The organism is Weissella paramesenteroides (genome assembly GCF_051903945.1).
GTDB classification, from domain to species: domain Bacteria; phylum Bacillota; class Bacilli; order Lactobacillales; family Lactobacillaceae; genus Weissella; species Weissella paramesenteroides_A.
Genome location: NZ_CP192268.1, coordinates 2,035,602 through 2,054,647, shown reverse-complemented (window position 1 = coordinate 2,054,647; position 19,046 = coordinate 2,035,602). Strand labels below are relative to the sequence as shown.

The following is a 19,046-nucleotide window of genomic DNA, read 5'->3' as shown; positions in this document are numbered from 1 at the left end:
GAATGGCATTCTTACACTATCTTTCAATTCCTAATTTCTTTGATGCGCCACTAGCTATCTCATCGATACCATCAATTTTGTCTGGTTTTCCGATTTCATTTGGTTTAACAGCTGTGAGTTTTGTGTTGTCACTCATTCTAGGGCTACTATTAACCTTGGCTCAACTTAGTCATTTTAAACTTTTACACTGGGCAGCACGGGGGTTTATTTCGTTTATGCGTGGTGTGCCAATGTTGGTCATTTTGTTTGTGATATATTTTGGATTTCAAACAGCAGCTTTTCCGGCTGCAGTGATTGCTTTTACGATTAGCAGCAGTGCTTTCGTTTCAGAAGTTTATCGTTCATCGTTTTTGGCTGTTGGTCAAGGACAGTGGGACGCCGCTTATTCACTAGGATTGCCTTATCGCAAGGTTGTAAGAAAAGTGATTTTTCCGCAAGTATTTCGTATTTCTATACCAGCACTTGGTAATATTTTACTCGACTTGTTTAAAGGAACGTCATTAGCAGCGATGATCACGGTCAGTGAAATGTTTATGAAAGCGCAGATTATTGCTGGTGCAGATCAGGATTATATGACAATTTATATTATGATTGCGATTCTGTATTGGTTTTTCTGTTGGTTAATGACGATTGCTCAAACAACGTTAGAAAAACATTTGGCATAGTTGTTGATAGTTAACGCGTCTATGCTATCAAATTTATAAACTTATAATTAATACATTTTTAGCACAAAGAGGTTGAGACAAAAGAAAATGTCTCAACCTCTTCTTTTTTATTTAGGCTGTAGCCCTTTAATCAAGAATTCAGTTGCCTCGCGGCTAGACTGAGTTATATCAAAAGCGGTATTTCCAGAAAAAAGTAAAGGCACAATATAACTACCAGTTGTTCCAAGAATATATCGAATTATTTGTGTAAAATTCCAATCAACAAGTTGACCCTGTTGTTGATAATACTTAAAATTGCTTTCTAACTTTTTTAAATGTAAGTGTGTAAATTTTTCAATAACTTGTAGGCGCAATTTTTCATTAGTCATCGATTCACGTATTAAAATGCGAATTTGTGGCAAATTGGTAATAAAAAATTGCATTCGATTCTGAATCAGATTTTGTAAAAAATTTTTAAAATCCGGTTCCTCATTGTCTGTTGTTTCATTGACAAACTCACTAGCAATTTGTGGTACTACGTTATTGATGACAGAACCAACAATGGCCTGCAATAATTCTTGTTTGGTTTTAAACTGCTTATAAACGGTGCCTTCTGCTACGTCAGCCATTCTTGCAATGTCACGAGTACTCGTATTTTCAAACCCCTTTTCGGAAAAAAGGGTTAAACTTGCTTGCAAAACAGCTTTTTGTTTATCGGAAATATTCATTTCATCGAGGCTTTTACTAAATAACGTTGAAATATTATTAGCCATTTAAATTGTGCCTCCTTAAACTTCACGATATCGGCGCATTGCATTTAGATTCAAAGCCAAGAATAAGGTAGCGAATAGTAGTAAGGCTAATAGATTTGGCCAAATTTGGGTGATACTAAACCCTTTCGCGACCACATCACTCATGGCATTAGCACCATAGTAGAGTGGCATAATATGGCCAATTACTTGTAGCCAACCAGCCATCTGATCAACGGGGATGATTCCTGAGAAGAACACTTGTGGAATGACGACAATTGGGATGAATTGCATCATTTGGAATTCTGACGCTGCAAATGTTGAAATAAATAACCCCATGGTTAGGGCAACCATGGCCATTAGAACATTTATGAGTAAGACATTCCAAATACTACCTAAAATTTGAATATCGAAAACGTACGTACTATAAAAAACAATTAGCAGTGTTTGAATGAGGGCAAAAATACCGTAACCACTCAAATAGCCTGTGATAATCTCACCCCGTTTAACCGGCGTGGCTAGTAGACGCTTTAACGTACCAGTTGTCCTTTCACGTAGTAAGGCAATTCCTGAAATTAGAAAGACAAAGAAGAAAACAACAAATCCCATCATAACTGGTAAGAAGGTGTCAAAGAAATTAGTATCCTTATCGCCATAAATATAATGTGTGCTAACCGAGTAATTTTTTGTTATTGTATTTTGTTGCTTAGGTAAGGATGCTTGAACGTTTGTTTGTGTGCCTGTTTGCTTTGCAAGCATCGCTAGTTGTTGTTGTAGCTTTTGAATAGCTTTCTTTTGTGTTTTTAGCGCAGTTACTGATGCTTGCGTCTTCAGTTTAATTTGCCCGGATTGTAAACTCTTTTTGATGATTGAGCTTTTTGTTTGATTACTATTTTGAAGCGTTAGGGTTAACTTATTGCCTTTTTGTGTCATGACAGCAGCATAATCATGATTACGAATTAATTGTTTTGCTGAATCATCGGAAGAGATATGATGTATTTTCAAATTATCATTATCAATCGCTTTAATTAATGTTGAATCAACATTTCGAACGGCTAAATCTGCGGTTTGATTGTTATTAGATTGGAAAAGAAAGTACATTAAAGTGAGGATTAGCAATGGGGCAATAAACATCATTGCTAAAGTTCGCTTATCCCGCAACATTTCTTGTAAAACTCGTTTAATCATTGCCAGTGTACGCATCTTGCTCCCTCCCTGCCTTTAAAAATACTTCTTCAACACTATTAACTTTAAATTCTTTTATTAACTGGTCTGGTTGTCCTTGAGCAATGGCAACACCATTGCGAATCATTAGTAGGCTATCCGATTCTTCGGCATCATCCATGACATGAGTCGTTAATAGAATTGTTTTACCTTCATGACTTAAGCGATGTAATTCCTGCCAAATTTGTTTTCTTAACTCAGGATCAATACCAACGGTTGGCTCGTCTAGAATTAGGATATCTGGGTTGGCGACTAAAGCAATGGCTAATGACAGGCGTCGCTTCATGCCACCAGAATAGTCACTAACATGTTTATCTAAATCTTCATCCAGATTGACCACTTTCGTTGCATAATCAATTTGAGCAGGTAAGTCCTTTTTGTCCATGCCTTGCATTTGACCAAAGAAAGTTAAATTTTCTCGCGCAGTTAGTGTTTCGTATAGGGCGTCAGCTTGAGCCATAAAACCAATTTTGGCTAATATTTTACGATTAGGCATTGCTGTACCCAGGACAGTGACAGATCCCTTCTTTGGCCGTAACATGCCCATAATGGCATTAATAAGTGTCGTTTTACCAGCGCCACTTGGTCCAATTAGCCCTAAAATCTCACCGGATGCAATAGATAAATTAATGTCACTAATAACAATGTTTTTTCCGTACCCTTGGACAAGATCTTTTACTGCAATGATTTCTCCCATCTCGACCCCTCCTGTTAATTTGGACGATGTGTTTTGTATTAAAGTGAGTGAGCATTCACTTCTTGACATAAGAATAACACCTTCCTAAAAAAATACAAAAAAAATAGACCGGTTTGGTCTAATTTTTTTGAGCACATTAATTGCGTTTATATTTGGTAAAAAAAGATGGTATAGTTTGTCCAAGCGAGAGACAAATTAGGAAAAATAGATCACTGAAATGCGAAGCCGTTAGAGCAACAACAAGATAAATAATAAAAATGAATAGTACCCAAAATCCTCTAAAATATCGAATAGTGGATAGCCTGCTTTTATCCTTAAATTGCGGATGTTTATGCTCGTAAAAATAGTTAGCAATTAGTACTATCAGTATTGCTACGCAAGACGTTAAGAAATACCAGCCAAAATTATTGGTAAGTCCTTTTACAATCGCGAAAGTAGTTAATATTATAAGCCACGAAATAGATATATATGCGCCATATTTCCAATCAACCATCAAGCTCCCCCTTTATTGATGTATTGTATCACTATTACAATGATTGGTTAATGAAAAGCATTGCCATTCTCATAAAGTAAAAAACACTAATGGATGAAATCATATCCATTAGTGTTTTACTTTATACCACACAAATGATCAAGCTATTTTGGCTGAATAATTGTCTGGTTAGGTGTTTTTATTAATTGTAACGGTGTCTCAAAAGCCTCAGAAAGTAAATCGATTTGATTTTGCATTAATACAGCAGCTTCACTGACTAAATCGGCTGTACGTCGTAAAAGCCAAATATGCTGACTGTAACGGAATGCCTGATTTAAATCATGGAGCACCATTAAGACCGTCATTTGTCGCTTTTCCTGTAACTGTTGTAATGTTTTTAGGAATAATTCTTGAAAATGTAAATCAAGAAATGTGGTTGGTTCATCTAAAATTAATAAATCTGGTTGTTGTTGTAAAACGAACCCTAACCAAGCAAGTTGTTGTTGCCCACCAGATAAATCAGTCATTTCCTGATCTAGTAAAGGTGTCAGTTGTAGCGTGTCAATCACTTCTTCATCCATTGTTGCGTGACTAAGCTGTAATAATTCACGAACAGTTAAAGGTTCGTATAACTGATTATGTTGCGATAATACTGCAACATGCTTAGCTTGGTTAATCACTGAGCCACTGTCTGGCAATAGTTCAGCAGTTAATAACTGGATTAAGGTTGACTTACCAACGCCATTTGGCCCAATTAATGCCGTAATCTGATTTGTAGGTAATCGGGCGGACACATTATCTAATAACTTATGGTTACCACGACTAAAAGATAGATGATTAATGTCGAGCATGATGACCTCCTTTGATTAACATTAGACCAAATAGTGGTCCACTGATAGCTAGTAGAATGGCACTAGTTGGTAATTCCTTGGGTGCGACCACTGTGCGTGCAATCGTATCAGCATTAAGTAGTAACAGACTGCCCCACAAAGCAGTTGGCCAGATTAAATGTTGGCTTCTTTGTTTCGGACTCATAAAGCGAGCAATTTCTGGCAAGATGGCACCTAAGAAAAAAACAATACCAATGAGACTAGTCAGAGCACCCGTCCATAGGCCAATTGCCAGTAGGACGATCCAGATCGTTTTCTCTTCTGAGATACCAAGTAATTTTACTTGGCGAGAAGGGAGCGCAAAATATTTTAGATTTGGCCAGACCAACGTAATCAAAATACAACCAATAATCATGACCATCATTAACTGCATAACTTGTGGCCAGCTCACTGTACTTAGTGAGGGTAATGGGACACCCAAACCTTCACTCGCAATATTTGTCAGTGCTTGAAAAGTCATGGCTGTCGCGATTCCTAGTAGAATCAACCGCAATGGTGGTTGATGTTTAGGTAGTACAACGAACCAAACCGCGGTCAGTATTAATCCTGCAAAACTACCTAGCAAAACGTTGACGTTTAAGAAACTAGGTAAAAGAACGAGGAGTGCAATTAGTAAAAACTGACTACCGTTCATAATTCCTAGAATAGATGTATCAACGAGTTGATTGCGTAAAACACTTTGTAGTAACAAGCCACTTACACCAATAAGTGCACCACCAAGCACCGCTACAAGGATTCTTGGTAAACGGTAATTGATAATTAACTGCCAAGTGTCGTGATTTCCTTGCATCATTTTTAACAGAGAAATCGGCGTACTACCAACAACCAGTGCGATCATGATGCTGACAATCACTAAGATGACCAAAATAAATCGATAATACCTAGACATTATCTCCTCCTATTTTTTAAGCCAAGTCTGAATTTGTTGATAGGCTTTCGGTGCATTTAAATTAGCAGTCATACTGAATGTTGGTTCTTTGGCACGGTAAACATGACCATCCTTAACAGCAGGCACTGCTTGCCATGTTGATTGCTTGAAAAGTGCGTCAAAGTTTTTGAAGACACTGCTAGGCATTGCATGCGCCATTGTAATGATAACTGTTGGTTGCGATTGTGCAATTTGCTCAGCATTCATTGTGACAAATGGACTTGAACCAGACCCGACTACATGACCACCAGCTTTGGTGATTAAATCACCAATATAACTATGTTCAGTACCAACTAAAAATGAACCGCCAGGCATCCCCATCAATAACAAGACATTTTGACGCTTTTTGGGATGTTGTTGTGGCAAGGACAGTGAGTGATTTAATTGTTTAGCAGCAGTTTCTCGATGGTAGGTCTTACCAAGAGAAGTGACCGTCGTTTGTAAGTCAGATAATGTATTAAATTTCAATTGTTGATATTTAATATGCTCACTGTCTAATTTTTGCTGATAGTCAGAGGCAATGGCAGCATCCAAATAAACCAGATCGGATTTTAATTGACCAATTTTCTCTAAGTTTGGAGTAACATGATTACCAACTTGTGGTAAATCACGATACTTTTTAGGTAGCGATTGTTGCGTACCAGGCGTTGGTACACCAACTAAAGGGACATCTAGTTTATTAAAAATTTGAGCTTGCGCATTTGTCGTCACAACAATCCTTTTTGAGACGGTTGTTTCATGAACTGGACGCATCATTAACCAGATCCAACCAGCACTAATAATTAATAGCACGAGTAATAAAACGGTTAAGATTTTTTGTTGTTTTCGCATAGGCAATTACTTCTTTTTGAGATTAATGGCTAATCCAAGAATAACGCCAATTGCCAGACCACCACCTACAATAGCAGCGACAGGTAATTGCTTGTCTTTATGAGTCTCTTTAGCGACTTGTTTTGTTGATTTTTGGCTGCTCTTAGATGCGGCGTGTTTACTTGTTGCACTAGAAGTAGTCGTTGTGGCAGAACTTTGGCTTGATTCAGATGAGCTTGAGCTACTTGCAACAACACTCGAACTAGTTGTTTGTGAACTAGCTACTTGGCTGCTTGAACTTGATAACTGACTAGTTGCAGATGAACTCGATGATGTTGCAGCAGGCACTGAAGATGCATTCAATGATAAACCAACAACATAGTTGTGATGATAGTTAATGCTATTAACATCAACTTTAATCGCAGCATTATGACGAGCATTTAAGTTCGATGTCACGAAGCTGTAAGTAATTGTCTGTGAGTTGCCGGAATCGCTGCGTGATACATTAGCACCTGCGCCATCAATACTTAGCACCTGCACAGGATAATTACCCAAATCCTTCTGGGTCGTAACCGTTGATGTGACAGTATAACTACCATTACCATTGGGCGTTACGGTTGCTGAATTAGCAAAGTATGCAGCTGCATAGGAAGTATTCGATGAGCCATTTTCTAATACTTGCAAAGGCACATTATATGAATCTGCGTGCACTGGTATTTGAACACCAATCGTGAAAAGTAAGAGTGTCAGCATACTCAACAAATAACGTAAATATTTTTTGTTGTGCATCTACTTACCCCTTCTTAAAGAAGTTGGTCAACAATGACACACCAACATAACCTAGCGCAGCAGCAATAACACCACCAGCGACAATGAGAATGTTGCGGCGAGTTGTGTTGTCTTTTTGATCAGCTTTCGTATCTTTTGAAACATTTGTATCCGACTTAACAGTAACTTTTTTGTCTGAATGTTTAGGCTTATTGGTCTTTTCATCAGATTGTTGGCTAAATGCAGAGTCAGTATTAGCACTAGTATTTTCAAATGTTCCAGTTGCCACAGGATCAGATGTTCCACGTGAAACATCACTAGTGTTTAATGAAGTGGTCAACGTGTTATCAGACATGTTTGGCAAACCAGTCGTTGGTTGAGTTGCCTCACTAGCATTATTTAACGTACGACCAATAACGAAACGAATTGTGTAAGTGTGGTCATACGCTAATGGCGCTGTGAAATGAACATGAATTGTTGTCGCAATCGGTGCCTTAACTTCGTTTGCAGATAACGAGAATCGGTAAACAGCCTGGTAGTAATTACCAGTCTTAAAATTACTCATACGCTTTACATGGTGGGTACCATCCATAAATGTAATTGGCGCTGATCCCATCATTGCTGGCGTATGCGTTGTCACATAACCAGTATATGAGCCATTATTATTTTTAACTAATTGAATGGTTGGCAAGAAGTATTGCGCAGCAACTGATGTGCTGTTACTGTTGCCTTGCAAAATTGTTAGTTGGTGCAAGGTAGCGTTTGGAACAAGTGTCTGATGGCTTGTTGATAAAGCACTACCAGAACTAGGTTGGCTAGAAGATGAAGCACTCGAAGCTGAGCTTGAACTAGCAGCACTACCGCCGTTGTTGCTGGTCTTCTTAACACTACTCATATCAAAGACAATATCCGCACTTGGATGCTCAGTGAAGCTAATTGCTGAAACAAAAATTGTCATGTTAGATGTCATCGTCTTTGACAACGCAGCAACTGGCACCGTTACGACCCAACTATTGCCGTTAGCCTTAGCAGCAACACCATTGATTGAGAATGCCTTCATCATAGACATAGCATCATTTTGGGTAGTGAAAGTAATCGTTGCTTGACCGTTTTTAACAGCAACATTTGCTGGAGACTTCATATAAGTCTTCATCGTTGAATTTGTTTTAGTACCCGTCTTGTAAATATCATAGGTTACAGAATACTTGCCATCCTTGGTAATATCAGCCTTAGAGTTGTTTTTACTAGAAGATGAAGCACTCGAAGCATGCGATGAACTGGCAGAGCTGGCCTTGCTAGAAGATGAAGCACTCGAAGCATGTGATGAACTAGCAGAGCTAGCTTTGCTAGAAGATGAAGCACTCGAAGCTGAGCTTGAACTAGCAGCACTACCGCCGTTGTTACCAATCTTCTTAACACTACTCATATCAAAGACAATGTCGGCACTTGGATGCTCAGTAAAGTTAATTGCTGAAACAAAAATTGTCATGTTAGATGTCATCGTCTTTGACAAGGCAGAAACTGGTACAGTGACGACCCAATTGTTGCCATCAGCCTTAGCGGCAACATCATTGACGGAAAATTCTTTCATCATAGACATAGCATCATTTTGGGTAGCGAAAGTAATTGTTGCTTTACTATTCTTAACTGCGACCGTTGCTGAAGAAGTCATATACTTTACCATGGTTGAATCTGTCGTAGTACCTGATTTATAAACATGGTAGTTTACAGAATACTTGCCATCCTTGGTAATGTCAGTCTTAGAGTTGCTTTGACTAGAAGATGAAGCACTCGAAGCGTGTGATGAACTGGCAGAGCTGGCCTTGCTAGAAGATGAAGCACTCGAAGCATGCGATGAACTGGCAGAGCTGGCCTTGCTAGAAGATGAAGCACTCGAAGCATGTGATGAACTAGCAGAGCTAGCTTTGCTAGAAGATGAAGCACTAGAAGCTGAACTAGAATTAGCAGCACTACCACTGTTATTACCGGTCTTCTTGATGCTACTCATATCAAAGACAATATCCGCACTTGGATGCTCAGTAAAGTTAATTGCTGAAACAAAAATTGTCATGTTAGATGTCATCGTCTTTGACAAGGCAGAAACCGGTACGGTTACTACCCAGTTGTTGCCATCAGCCTTAGCGGCAACATCATTGACGGAAAATTCTTTCATCATTGACATGGCATCATTTTGGGTCGCAAATGTAATTGTTGCTTGCCCGTTTTTAACAGCAACATTTGCTGGAGACTTCATATAAGTCTTCATCGTTGAATCAGTAGTTGTACCTGACTTATAGACATTATAATTAATAGAATAAGTGCCGTCTTGCAAGATGTCTTTGTCAGATGATGCTGTTGATTCTGATGATGAACTAGATGAATTACTACTATCACCTGTTGATTTAACAAGTGCAGGGTTCATATCAAAAGTAATATTTGAGTTATAACCCTTAGATGGACTCATTGGTACACTGGTAAATGATTTCAAGGTTACTTTACCATCTTTACCAGGTACCAGATCTTTGGTCGGAATAGTAAAATCAGTAGTTGTTGACTTATTAACAACTGATTTTGTTTGGCCATCAAAAGTGACTGATGGAATCATTCCCATCATACTTGGTACTTGGTAAGTAACACTAACGATACTTGTTAGTGCGCCAACCTTAACGTTAAATTCTTTGGCAAAGAAACTATCCATATGACTATCAGGACTGACCGCAATTTGGTAGCTACCAGTTTTTAGGTTATTTTGGGCAATAAGTTGACTAACATCAAAAGTAATGTTTGATGGATAGTCATGTGTATAACCTTGCGCAGACACATGGGTTAGCGACTTAAGAGTTAGCTTACCATCTTTGTCTGGTGTTAGATCTTTAGTTGGAACAGTAAAAGTTGTATCTTGACCGCTAACTGATTTTGTCTGGCCATCAAGTGTTAGTGATGGAATCATTTTTGCTAATGATGCATCGTTTAAACTCAGTGTGATATCGGTTTGTTCACCTTTAACATCAATGCGCGCGGTTGGCTTCAAAAAGCGTGACATCCCCTGGTCTGCTGAAATGTTAACTGTTGAATCCGTTGATGAAGTAGTCGTGTCATCTGAAACAACAGTAGATGATGCTGTATCACTACTATTATTTTGCCCGTTATTTACCACACTAGAGGTAGCTGTATCATTGTTAGATGACTGTGAGCTACTGCTTGTTTGGCTTGAACTTGTTGGTGCAACACTTGTTGTTGTACTTGAATGAGCAATTGAGCTACTTGAATTGTTTGAAGAAGAACTTACTGAGCTGCTCGAATCAGATGTACTTGCAGAAGAACTAGAGCTTGAGCTAGAAGCAGCTTCGGGCTTAAATCCTTGAATAGCTAAACGAATATCATAGTCGTGATCATAATCCATCATTGGAATGTTGACATGAATCTTGGTTTTGATTGGTTGTCCACTGGCCAATTCATCTGCTGTCAACGCTAGACGATAAACGGTTTGGTTATAACCATTTTTTTGTGTGGTACCCATTTTAACAACTTGGTGTTGTGTATCCTCACTTGAAATGGGCTCATCACCAAGGTTAACGGGTGTATTAGATGTTAAGTAAGCATAATAATTTCCGTTTGCCTGCTTCTCTAATGAAATTGTGTTTAAATAAAATTGTGATGCAGTAGATGTTGCATCGCTGTTTCCCTGCAAAATTTTCAAATCATAATTCTTTTTAGTTGCCACAGCTTGTGTGGTCTCAGCAGCATTAACAATCGTGTTAACACTTGAGACAGTCGTTGTTGTTAGCATACTTCCAAGAACAACTGTTGAAAACAGTGTTGCAGTTCGTGAAAAAGTACTCATACCTATCCTAAAACTCCTTCTATTATTCTTGATTTGTCCCATTTACAAGACTTCACATAATATTCATGAAAAGTTCATAATTGAACATATACAATTTTAAAGGTTATTTTTAGGTTAATCAAGTTATTTAAAGACCTAATCAGATTAGTGATAAAATAAGTTATAGAAAATTTGAGAGGTTACCGATATGAAACAGACATATGCGATTGTTGGTTTGGGCCGTTTTGGTAGCTCATTACTAGAATCACTTATAGATGCTGATCAAGAAGTTTTAGTCATTGATAAAAATCCAACTCTAGTAGAAAACTATATGGATATTGCAACTCATGCCGTGATTGCAGATGCGCAAGATGAAGATGCTTTGCGAGACTTAGATTTAGCAAGTTTTGATCATGTTGTGGTTGCAATTGGTCATAATCAACAGGCTTCAATTTTGACAACAATCCTATTGAAAGATATTGGTGTACGTCATGTGATTGCGAAAGCTGAGAATAATTTGCATGCTCGTGTGCTAGATAAAGTTGGTGCTGATCAGGTTGTGAGACCTGAAAGTGAAATGGCGCATCGTTTGGCTGAACAATTAATGACACCTAATCTACTTAATTTTATTGACTTAGGGGATAAACATTCATTAGGTGAAATTAAAATAGGTAATTTGCGTTTTGCCAATAAGACCATTGAAGAAATAGATATTAGGAAAAATTATGGTCTAAATATCATTGCCATTCGTTCTGAGGATCGTGTGGTGATTACGCCAGAACCCAATGAAATCATTCAAGTTGGAGATGTGCTGACAGTTGCTGGCGAAACAAAGGATGTGAAACACTTTGAATCACTAGTGGCCAAAATTAAGTAATTATTGTTAGCTGGCTATTGACTATCAAGTTTAATCAGCATATAGTTAACCATACTAATTTGTGTTTTGATGAAAAAAGAAGTTATTAGTTATTGATAATATTTAGAGAGTTTGTATTTGGTGAAAGCAAATTATTATCGGCTAGTAGTGGCGCTTTTGGAGAAACGAAAATTACCTGTAATTAAGTGGCTTAGTCAGCGACTAAGAATTAGGGTGGAACCGCGTTATTAAACGTCCCTATGTCAAATTTAATTTGGCATGGGGATTTTTTATATCCTCATGCAGTGAGGTATATTTATGAATAATCAGTCGGAACGTGAATTGTCACGTGGTCTTAAAGCACGTCACGTGCAGATGATAGCTATTGGTGGAGCGATTGGAACCGGTCTTTTCTTAGGATCAGGATCGGCAATCAAAGCAGCAGGTCCAGCGCTAATTTTAGCGTATGCATTAACTGGTTTGTTTGCTTATCTAATGATGCGAGCGGTTGGTGAGTTGTTGCTCTCGAATATAAAGATACGGTCATTTATTGATTTTGTCCGTATTTATTTGGGTGACAAATGGGAATTCGCTATCGGCTGGGCGTACTGGTTAAGTTGGGCAAGTCTGGCGATGGCGGATCTAACTGCGAGCGGTATTTATTTGCGGTACTGGTTTCCATCGCTGCCACAATGGGTAACGCCATTAATTGTCATTATCGTACTGGTCACGTTTAATCTAATCAATGTGCGATGGTTTGGTGAATTAGAGTCATGGTTTGCCTCAATTAAAGTTTTTGCGATATTGGCATTGATTATTGTTGGAATCGGCTTGATTATCTCAGGATTTCACACAGGTGGTAACACTGCAAGTTTTGGAAATCTAGTTTCACATGGTGGATTCTTTGCAACTGGATTTAAGGGCTTTATCATGGCCTTTCCAATGGTAATTTTTGCCTTTACTGGTATCGAAATGGTTGGGTTAACTGCTGGTGAGACGGAAGATCCAGAGCGTGATTTACCCAAGGCAATCAACTCTGTGCCAGTGAGAGTTGGTTTGTTTTATGTTGGTGCAATTGCAATCATTATGTCAGTTTATCCTTGGAATCAGATTGACACATCACAATCGCCATTTGTACAAGTATTTTCTGGTATGGGCATTAATTTTGCTGCAACGTTAGTGAACTTTGTTGTGTTAACAGCTGCCCTGTCTGCTGCTAACTCGGCAATTTTCTCAACATCACGGACATTATATGTCTTGGCAAAAAATAGCCAAGCACCAAAATCATTGGCGCGTGTTTCGAAAAATATGGTGCCAGTGACAGGAATGTTAGCTTCAGCAATTGTCTTTTTGGCAGTTGTATTACTTAACTACTTTTTCCCATCAAAGATTTTTACCATGATTACGGGTGTTGCAACGATGAGTTTTATTTTTGTTTGGATACTTATCATGGTTGCCCATATTAAATATAAGCAAACGACAGCGGCGGTAAATAATCCGTATAAGATGCCCTGGTTTCCAGCAACTAGTTATTTAACAATTGGGTTCTTTGTGGTTGTCCTCATTATATTGGCACTTGACCCATCAACAAGACTATCTGTTTTCTTAACGATTATATTCTTTGTATTGATGTTGGTTGGCTATAGTTTATGGGCAAAACGCTCACAAAAAATATAAATTATTGAATTGATTGGAAAGTGTAAAAAATTTTCCAGTCAATTTTTTATTTGGTAAAAACCTGATTATATAGGGAATGCAACTATTTGGTGCTTGGTAATTTTGTGGGAATTCGATAGATTTATTAGTATAGGAGGAACAAAGAGTATGGATTTAGGGTCACAAATTAAAAGGCAACGGGAAGTAAAAGAATGGTCGCAGCAAATCTTGGCTGATAAGTTACATATTTCGCGTCAATCAATTTCTAAGTGGGAACAAAATACAGCACTACCTAGCTTTACAAATATTGTAGCAATGAGTGAATTATTTAATATTTCTTTAGATGAATTTATTAAATCGGACACACAATTAGCAGAACAAATTGATGCAAAGATGAAGATGTCAAAAATACTACAGGCAGTCATCGTGAGTGCTTTAATCGCATTCATGGTATTTATTGGAATGAAAATAGCTAGTATTAATATTTATGATATTAGCTCGTATTTTACGGATTTTGGAGCCATTTTGCTTATAATTGTCATGTTTAAATTAGACTGGCATAAACTTGATCAAATTGTTTCAAGGCGTGTAATTATATTAATTGCGATTACAGTAGTTATGTTCTTAATCCCAGCAATCAATGATTTTATAATGAGTTTTATTGACGGGTGGAAGCAGGCAGTGATTGATTCTGATTTCGAGTGATAATATAAAAAAACAATCTACTAACAAAATTTGCTAGTAGATTGTTTTTTGTATTTGTTAATTCATTAATAACAGTTGAAAAGCTAATCGGTCACCGTTTGGCACAGGCATTTGGACATGACCACGGTAATCAAAATCGGCTTTTTTAACTGTTTTTTGCATGCCTTTATTGATTTCATGCGTATCAATACGAATATCACGATAACCATGATCTAACGATAACATCACTAAATCGTGAATGAGTTGATGAGCAAGACCTTGACCACGAACATCTGCATCAATCGCAATCCGATGCAAACTCATGTATTGGGACTCATTACCTAACCAAGACCCATCAATATCTTCATATGCCTGTTCTGGACCAGGAACTAGTTTCCCGACACCAGCAACTTGTTGATTATAGATGAGGACATAAACGATGCCCTTATTGATATCATCTTCGAATTCTTTGCGGTTTGGTTCGGCTGATCCTTGCCATTGTGGTGAATTTTGACTGCCAAGATACGCGACAGCTTGTTGAATGATACGATAGATCGCATCAACATCTGAGGGTTTTGCTTGACGAGTATAAGTTAATGACATAGGATTTATCCCCCCTACTTGTTTAAATTTTGTACTTAATTATAGCAAAAAAATAAAAAGTAAGGCGTTTCTTTTTACAGTTAGACGGTCCAACCACCATCAGCTTTGATAACATTGCTGGTTGGTTTTAATTTTAAGAATTTAAAAGGTTCGTTAGATATAATAATCTTGAGAGGATTTTACTCACAAAGACTAATAAACGATGAACTAAATGAAATGAGGAAATAATCAATGCAAAAACGACCAGGAGATATTATCTTCCGTGCTGTTAAAGGTGCATTAATTGGATCAGGATTTATTTTACCAGGAATTAGTGGTGGCGCATTGGCTGCCGTATTTGGATTATATGAACGATTGATTTTGTTCATGGCGAATCCATTGAAAAATTTTAAAGCCAATGTCCGTTTCTTTATGCCCGTTGGCATCGGAGCAGTTGTTGGCATCTTCTTACTCTCGTTTTTAATTAGTTTTATGCTGGGAGAAGTTGAAAGTGTTGCGCGCTGGTTCTTTATTGGTGCTATCTTAGGAACTGTTCCCACACTATGGCATGAAGCCGGAAAAATGGGACGTTCAACATGGGACATTATACTTTCCGTTATTGCGGGAGGTTTAATGTTATTATTCTTATGGTTTGGCCGACCTTTATTCTCAACGATTGAGCCTAGTATGAGTGCCTGGCTCTTAGCTGGTGGATTAATTGGCTTAGGTCTTCTTGTACCAGGATTAAGCCCATCTAACTTTTTAATTTACTTAGGTCTGTACAAAGGGATGAGTGATGGTATTAAAACAGGTGATTTATCAGTTTTGATCCCCCTTATTTTGGGATTAATTGGGATTGTTTTAGTGTTTGCAAAAATCATGGCCTATATTTTTAAAGTTGCTTATGCAAAGTTATTCCATATGATTTTCGGAATTGTGATGGCATCAACAGTCATGATTATCCCGCTAGATTACACTGGTTTTACTGTTTGGCATTATGCGTTCTCAATTATTCTGTTAGCGCTAGGAACGTGGCTAGGTTGGTGGATGGGTCGTTTAGAGCAGACAGTTAAGCCGATAACAGTATAATAAAAATAAAAATTTAGAATTTTATATTAGGGAAATTTTAAGTAGGTATGACATTTCCCACTAGTAATATGTCATGCTATAATGTGAATAGAAAAAAGGAGCCCTGCGGAAACAGGACTCCTTGTAGAACCGTTAGACGGTAGCAAAGATTAGTTATAAGTAACTGTTAGCTCTGCAAAGCTAAGACGGTTATTTTTTTTGCTAATTTTAATTAGCTCAACAACTAATGTGACTAAGGACACAATAAAGGTACCAAACATCAACATTAGTTGTAGGGCATCTGAAATCGACACCCAACTACCCCTTGCTTTAGAATATGGTCTCAATATGGTTGTTACACCATAAGCACCACCACCTCTTGAGTATAGGAATAGCTACCATCTTAACTTTTCTACTTGTCGTATTATACAGAACAAAATATGTATTGCTTGTTTAATTTTTGAACGTTAATAAAGCATATAGCTAAATAATTTTGAAAGCGATTTCAATAATGAGTTGTATTTCATAATTAAACATGCTATGGTTATCTTGTTAAGTTAATTAACGTATCTGGGGTGCTGAAAAGCTGAGAATATACCCACTGAACCTGATTTGGTTAATACCTGCGCAGGAAGATACAGTCCATATATAGAGATTAATGGGCAGTCTTTTTGTGAATGCAAAAAGACTGCTTTTTTATATTTTATGAGGATTGCATAGAGCAATTGGCAAAAACTAAATCTAAACAATCATCGTCTGGGGTGCTGAAAGGCTGAGAATATACCCATGAACCTGATGTCGGTAATACGATCGAAGGAAGTGCGATATTTGACTGTGTGCAAATGCCCTTCTTTCAAGATCAGAAAGGAGGGCATTTTTTTGATTATTTTAAATGGTGAACAAACAGTAAATATGGTTGGTAAAACATTAGCTGATTTATTACAAGAAAAAACAGAGATGATGCAAAATGTTGTTGTGGAATTAAACGGTAAGATTATTCATCGTGAGGAATTAGCAGACCGAACGTTGTCAGAAAATGATCACGTTGAACTAATTTCGTTTGTCGGTGGTGGTTAGAAAAGAGGAAAAAATAAAATGACACCAAAATTTCAAGGTGTTGAGGCGTACCCAAAAAGTTAAAGTAAAATATTTTAGCTGATTAAGCGGCCATTTGTCGGTATTCTACCGGTGAGTGGCCGTTTAATTTTACTTGAATTCGTGTGTTGTTGTAATACAGTATCCAATTGTTAATTGCGTCAATCAACTCTTTTGCCGATGAATAATTGTTCAATGGGCCAATTTCGACCTTCAATTTATTAAAGAAACTTTCCATAACCGCATTGTCTAGAGCGGTCGCGCGACGCGACATGCTTTGGATGATGCGGTTTTTCTTCAGCGTCTTACGCCATGATCTGTGCCGATATTGCCAACCTTGATCAGTGTGAATGGTTGTTCGATAAGAAAGTTCTGGCATTCGCTCTACGAGCTGATTAAGCGGTTGTAGGGTAAATTCGAGATTCGGACGGGTGCTAATTGAATGTGTAAGAATCTCGTTGTTGTACATATCTAGGATTGGTTCTAAATATACTTTTTCTCCAGTGGCCGGAACTTTAAACTCCGTGACGTCACTAGATAGTTTTTGTAATGGTCGATCAGTCTTGAAACGACGGTGAATCTTGTTCTTCACTCGTTTCCCTTCAGGACCCTTAGATGAATCATACTTACGCGATTGCTTGTTATACCCAACGCCTTTTAACCCCATCTCATGCATGTGTCGTTGGATCTTCTTGTGATTTACCTTTGCGAACTCAGGTTGCTTTCGCAACTCTAAATAAACTCGACGCACACCATAGTGATTATCCGCTTCCCAAATCGTCCTGATAGCCACGCGAAGTGGCTCATCGGGGTCTTCCTTTTTAAACTTTCGTTTCCAGTAGTGTACTGTACTTTCTGCAATCGGAAGAACCTTTAGAATATCTACTAGTTTAAATTGCGCCTCGAGTCGGCAAGCTACTTCTGAGATTTGTCGGTTCGTTGCTGAATCGAGGCTAATAATTTTAACGCTTCATTTTCAATCTTCAATCGAAGAACTTCGTCTTCGAGTTGAGCGAGTTGATTTTCTTGATCCGTCAACGGTTTATCTGACTTAGGCTTCTTGTTAGGCATTTTAGGTTTTCGTCCTTTTTGTATAGACAATAACCCATTTGGCCCAAGTTTGGAATATATCTCTTTCCACTTTACTATTTGAGCGGTGCCTACATAGCCAAATTTAGCTGCAACTTCAGTATTCGAAGCGTTATTTCTGATTGCCCACGAAGCTAATTCAACTCGAAATTTTCCAGTTGGTTTTGGAGGATTAAATAACACGTCAGATCCGTGTGTTTTATACGCCTCTAACAGCATCTTGAAACTCGTATAGTGTATGCCATAACGTTTAGCAACTTCTTGTTTACTTTTGTTCCCTGAAAAATATTCCAGGATTGCCTCAAGTTTTGTTTGTTTTGATATCTTAGTCATAAAGAAAAACCCCGAAAGTTACTTTAACTTTCGGGGTACGCCTCAGTGTAGCAGTTACTGATTTTTTTATGGGCATGAAAGAGCGTAATGTGGCTGGTACGACTGAACCTTTAAAAGATGCGCGTGTGACTATTGCAGGTGCTGGGGGTCTAGGTTCAAATATTGCAATTGCACTAGCTCGCAGCGGTGTTGGTCATCTAACTTTAATTGACTTTGATGTCATTGAAATGAGCAATCTTAATCGACAACAATATAAAGTTAGTCAGGTTGGCATGCCGAAAGTCGTTGCATTAAAGCAGAATTTATTAGAATTTAATCCATTTATTGATATTGAGATTCATCAGGTCAAAATTACACCTGACAATATTGAAACACTATTTGCAGACTGTGATATTGTCTGTGAGGCTTTTGATAATCCAATGGCCAAAGCAATGTTATTAGATGGTGTAACGAATTTTTATCCTGACAAGCCGCTTGTTATGGGTAACGGGATGGCCGGTCTACATATAACTAATGAGATGCAAACAAAACAACAGTTATCAAATGTGTATATTTGTGGGGATGGTTATAGTAAAGGTGTCGAAGGACTGATGGCACCACGGGTAATGGTATGTGCTGGACATGAAGCCAATGCTATTTTACGTTTACTAACCAAGCAACCCGTTTTAGCAGAATAGG

The 19,046-nt window shown here is 37.9% G+C and carries 19 protein-coding genes and 2 riboswitches; of the genes, 7 read left to right on the top strand and 12 right to left on the bottom strand.

Translation table 11 applies throughout. From position 1 onward, the window contains the following. Positions 1–2 precede the first annotated feature (2 nt). A complete protein-coding gene (locus ACQ4QH_RS10180; RefSeq protein ID WP_439818789.1) occupies positions 3–665 on the top strand; it encodes an amino acid ABC transporter permease in 663 nt (220 codons plus the stop codon). A gap of 107 nt (positions 666–772) precedes the next feature. Here ACQ4QH_RS10180 and ACQ4QH_RS10175 read toward each other — a convergent pair whose 3' ends face one another. The 8 genes from ACQ4QH_RS10175 to ACQ4QH_RS10140 all read right to left on the bottom strand — a co-directional run bounded on the left by ACQ4QH_RS10175 (position 773) and on the right by ACQ4QH_RS10140 (position 11,026). Further along, positions 773–1,417, bottom strand: a complete 645-nt coding sequence (locus ACQ4QH_RS10175; protein WP_439818788.1) for a TetR/AcrR family transcriptional regulator — start codon at positions 1,415–1,417, stop codon at positions 773–775. A 15-nt stretch (positions 1,418–1,432) separates the two neighbouring features. Continuing rightward, complete coding sequence (locus ACQ4QH_RS10170) at positions 1,433–2,596, bottom strand: ABC transporter permease (RefSeq protein ID WP_439818787.1); 1,164 nt, start codon at positions 2,594–2,596, stop codon at positions 1,433–1,435. Next, a complete protein-coding gene (locus tag ACQ4QH_RS10165; RefSeq protein ID WP_439818786.1) occupies positions 2,574–3,314 on the bottom strand; it encodes an ABC transporter ATP-binding protein in 741 nt (246 codons plus the stop codon). The genes ACQ4QH_RS10170 and ACQ4QH_RS10165 overlap by 23 nt, the downstream gene beginning before the upstream one ends. 636 nt (positions 3,315–3,950) lie before the next feature. Beyond that, positions 3,951–4,637 (bottom strand): ABC transporter ATP-binding protein, encoded by a 687-nt coding sequence (locus tag ACQ4QH_RS10160; RefSeq protein ID WP_439818785.1) that lies wholly within the window; start codon positions 4,635–4,637, stop codon positions 3,951–3,953. Beyond that, positions 4,624–5,565, bottom strand: a complete 942-nt coding sequence (locus tag ACQ4QH_RS10155) for a FecCD family ABC transporter permease (protein ID WP_439818784.1) — start codon at positions 5,563–5,565, stop codon at positions 4,624–4,626. The genes ACQ4QH_RS10160 and ACQ4QH_RS10155 overlap by 14 nt, the downstream gene beginning before the upstream one ends. A gap of 9 nt (positions 5,566–5,574) precedes the next feature. Then, on the bottom strand, positions 5,575–6,435 hold the full coding sequence (locus ACQ4QH_RS10150; RefSeq protein ID WP_439818783.1) for an ABC transporter substrate-binding protein: 861 nt from the start codon (positions 6,433–6,435) through the stop codon (positions 5,575–5,577). Positions 6,436–6,441: 6 nt separating this feature from the next. After that, complete coding sequence (locus ACQ4QH_RS10145) at positions 6,442–7,203, bottom strand: NEAT domain-containing protein (protein ID WP_439818782.1); 762 nt, start codon at positions 7,201–7,203, stop codon at positions 6,442–6,444. A 4-nt stretch (positions 7,204–7,207) separates the two neighbouring features. After that, positions 7,208–11,026 carry an NEAT domain-containing protein gene (locus ACQ4QH_RS10140; protein ID WP_439818781.1) on the bottom strand — a complete coding sequence of 1,273 codons (3,819 nt, stop codon included), beginning with the start codon at positions 11,024–11,026 and terminating at the stop codon, positions 7,208–7,210. A gap of 187 nt (positions 11,027–11,213) precedes the next feature. On the opposite strand from ACQ4QH_RS10140, the gene ACQ4QH_RS10135 reads away from it, so the two are divergent. The 3 genes from ACQ4QH_RS10135 (at position 11,214) to ACQ4QH_RS10125 (ending at position 14,222) form a co-directional block, all read left to right on the top strand. Continuing rightward, the gene (locus tag ACQ4QH_RS10135) at positions 11,214–11,882 is read left to right on the top strand and encodes a potassium channel family protein (protein WP_439818780.1); all 669 of its coding nucleotides are present in this window, start codon (positions 11,214–11,216) and stop codon (positions 11,880–11,882) included. Between the two features lie 297 nt (positions 11,883–12,179). After that, positions 12,180–13,538 (top strand): amino acid permease, encoded by a 1,359-nt coding sequence (locus ACQ4QH_RS10130; protein WP_439818779.1) that lies wholly within the window; start codon positions 12,180–12,182, stop codon positions 13,536–13,538. A 147-nt stretch (positions 13,539–13,685) separates the two neighbouring features. Continuing rightward, positions 13,686–14,222, top strand: a complete 537-nt coding sequence (locus ACQ4QH_RS10125) for a helix-turn-helix domain-containing protein (protein ID WP_439818778.1) — start codon at positions 13,686–13,688, stop codon at positions 14,220–14,222. Positions 14,223–14,279: 57 nt separating this feature from the next. Here ACQ4QH_RS10125 and ACQ4QH_RS10120 read toward each other — a convergent pair whose 3' ends face one another. Next, the gene (locus ACQ4QH_RS10120; protein ID WP_439818777.1) at positions 14,280–14,804 is read right to left on the bottom strand and encodes a GNAT family N-acetyltransferase; all 525 of its coding nucleotides are present in this window, start codon (positions 14,802–14,804) and stop codon (positions 14,280–14,282) included. A gap of 231 nt (positions 14,805–15,035) precedes the next feature. Between ACQ4QH_RS10120 and ACQ4QH_RS10115 the strand changes: the two genes are divergently transcribed. Further along, positions 15,036–15,872 (top strand): DUF368 domain-containing protein, encoded by an 837-nt coding sequence (locus ACQ4QH_RS10115; protein WP_439818776.1) that lies wholly within the window; start codon positions 15,036–15,038, stop codon positions 15,870–15,872. Positions 15,873–16,021: 149 nt separating this feature from the next. On the opposite strand, the gene ACQ4QH_RS10110 is transcribed toward ACQ4QH_RS10115, so the two are convergent. Continuing rightward, positions 16,022–16,165 (bottom strand): putative holin-like toxin, encoded by a 144-nt coding sequence (locus ACQ4QH_RS10110; protein ID WP_439818775.1) that lies wholly within the window; start codon positions 16,163–16,165, stop codon positions 16,022–16,024. Positions 16,166–16,412: 247 nt separating this feature from the next. Then, positions 16,413–16,502, top strand: a riboswitch (TPP riboswitch). 96 nt (positions 16,503–16,598) lie between these two features. Then, positions 16,599–16,688: riboswitch (TPP riboswitch) on the top strand. Positions 16,689–16,730: 42 nt separating this feature from the next. On the opposite strand from ACQ4QH_RS10110, the gene thiS reads away from it, so the two are divergent. After that, positions 16,731–16,928, top strand: a complete 198-nt coding sequence (gene thiS, locus ACQ4QH_RS10105) for a sulfur carrier protein ThiS (protein WP_439818774.1) — start codon at positions 16,731–16,733, stop codon at positions 16,926–16,928. An 82-nt stretch (positions 16,929–17,010) separates the two neighbouring features. On the opposite strand, the gene ACQ4QH_RS10100 is transcribed toward thiS, so the two are convergent. Together ACQ4QH_RS10100 and ACQ4QH_RS10095 are read right to left on the bottom strand one after the other, a co-directional pair. Then, entirely contained in the window at positions 17,011–17,826 is an 816-nt protein-coding gene (locus ACQ4QH_RS10100) for an IS3 family transposase (RefSeq protein ID WP_439819497.1), read from the bottom strand. 35 nt (positions 17,827–17,861) lie between these two features. Further along, complete coding sequence (locus ACQ4QH_RS10095; protein WP_439818706.1) at positions 17,862–18,368, bottom strand: helix-turn-helix domain-containing protein; 507 nt, start codon at positions 18,366–18,368, stop codon at positions 17,862–17,864. Positions 18,369–18,436: 68 nt separating this feature from the next. Between ACQ4QH_RS10095 and thiF the strand changes: the two genes are divergently transcribed. Continuing rightward, positions 18,437–19,045, top strand: a complete 609-nt coding sequence (thiF, locus tag ACQ4QH_RS10090; protein ID WP_439818773.1) for a sulfur carrier protein ThiS adenylyltransferase ThiF — start codon at positions 18,437–18,439, stop codon at positions 19,043–19,045. The last annotated feature ends 1 nt before the right edge of the window (position 19,046 follow it).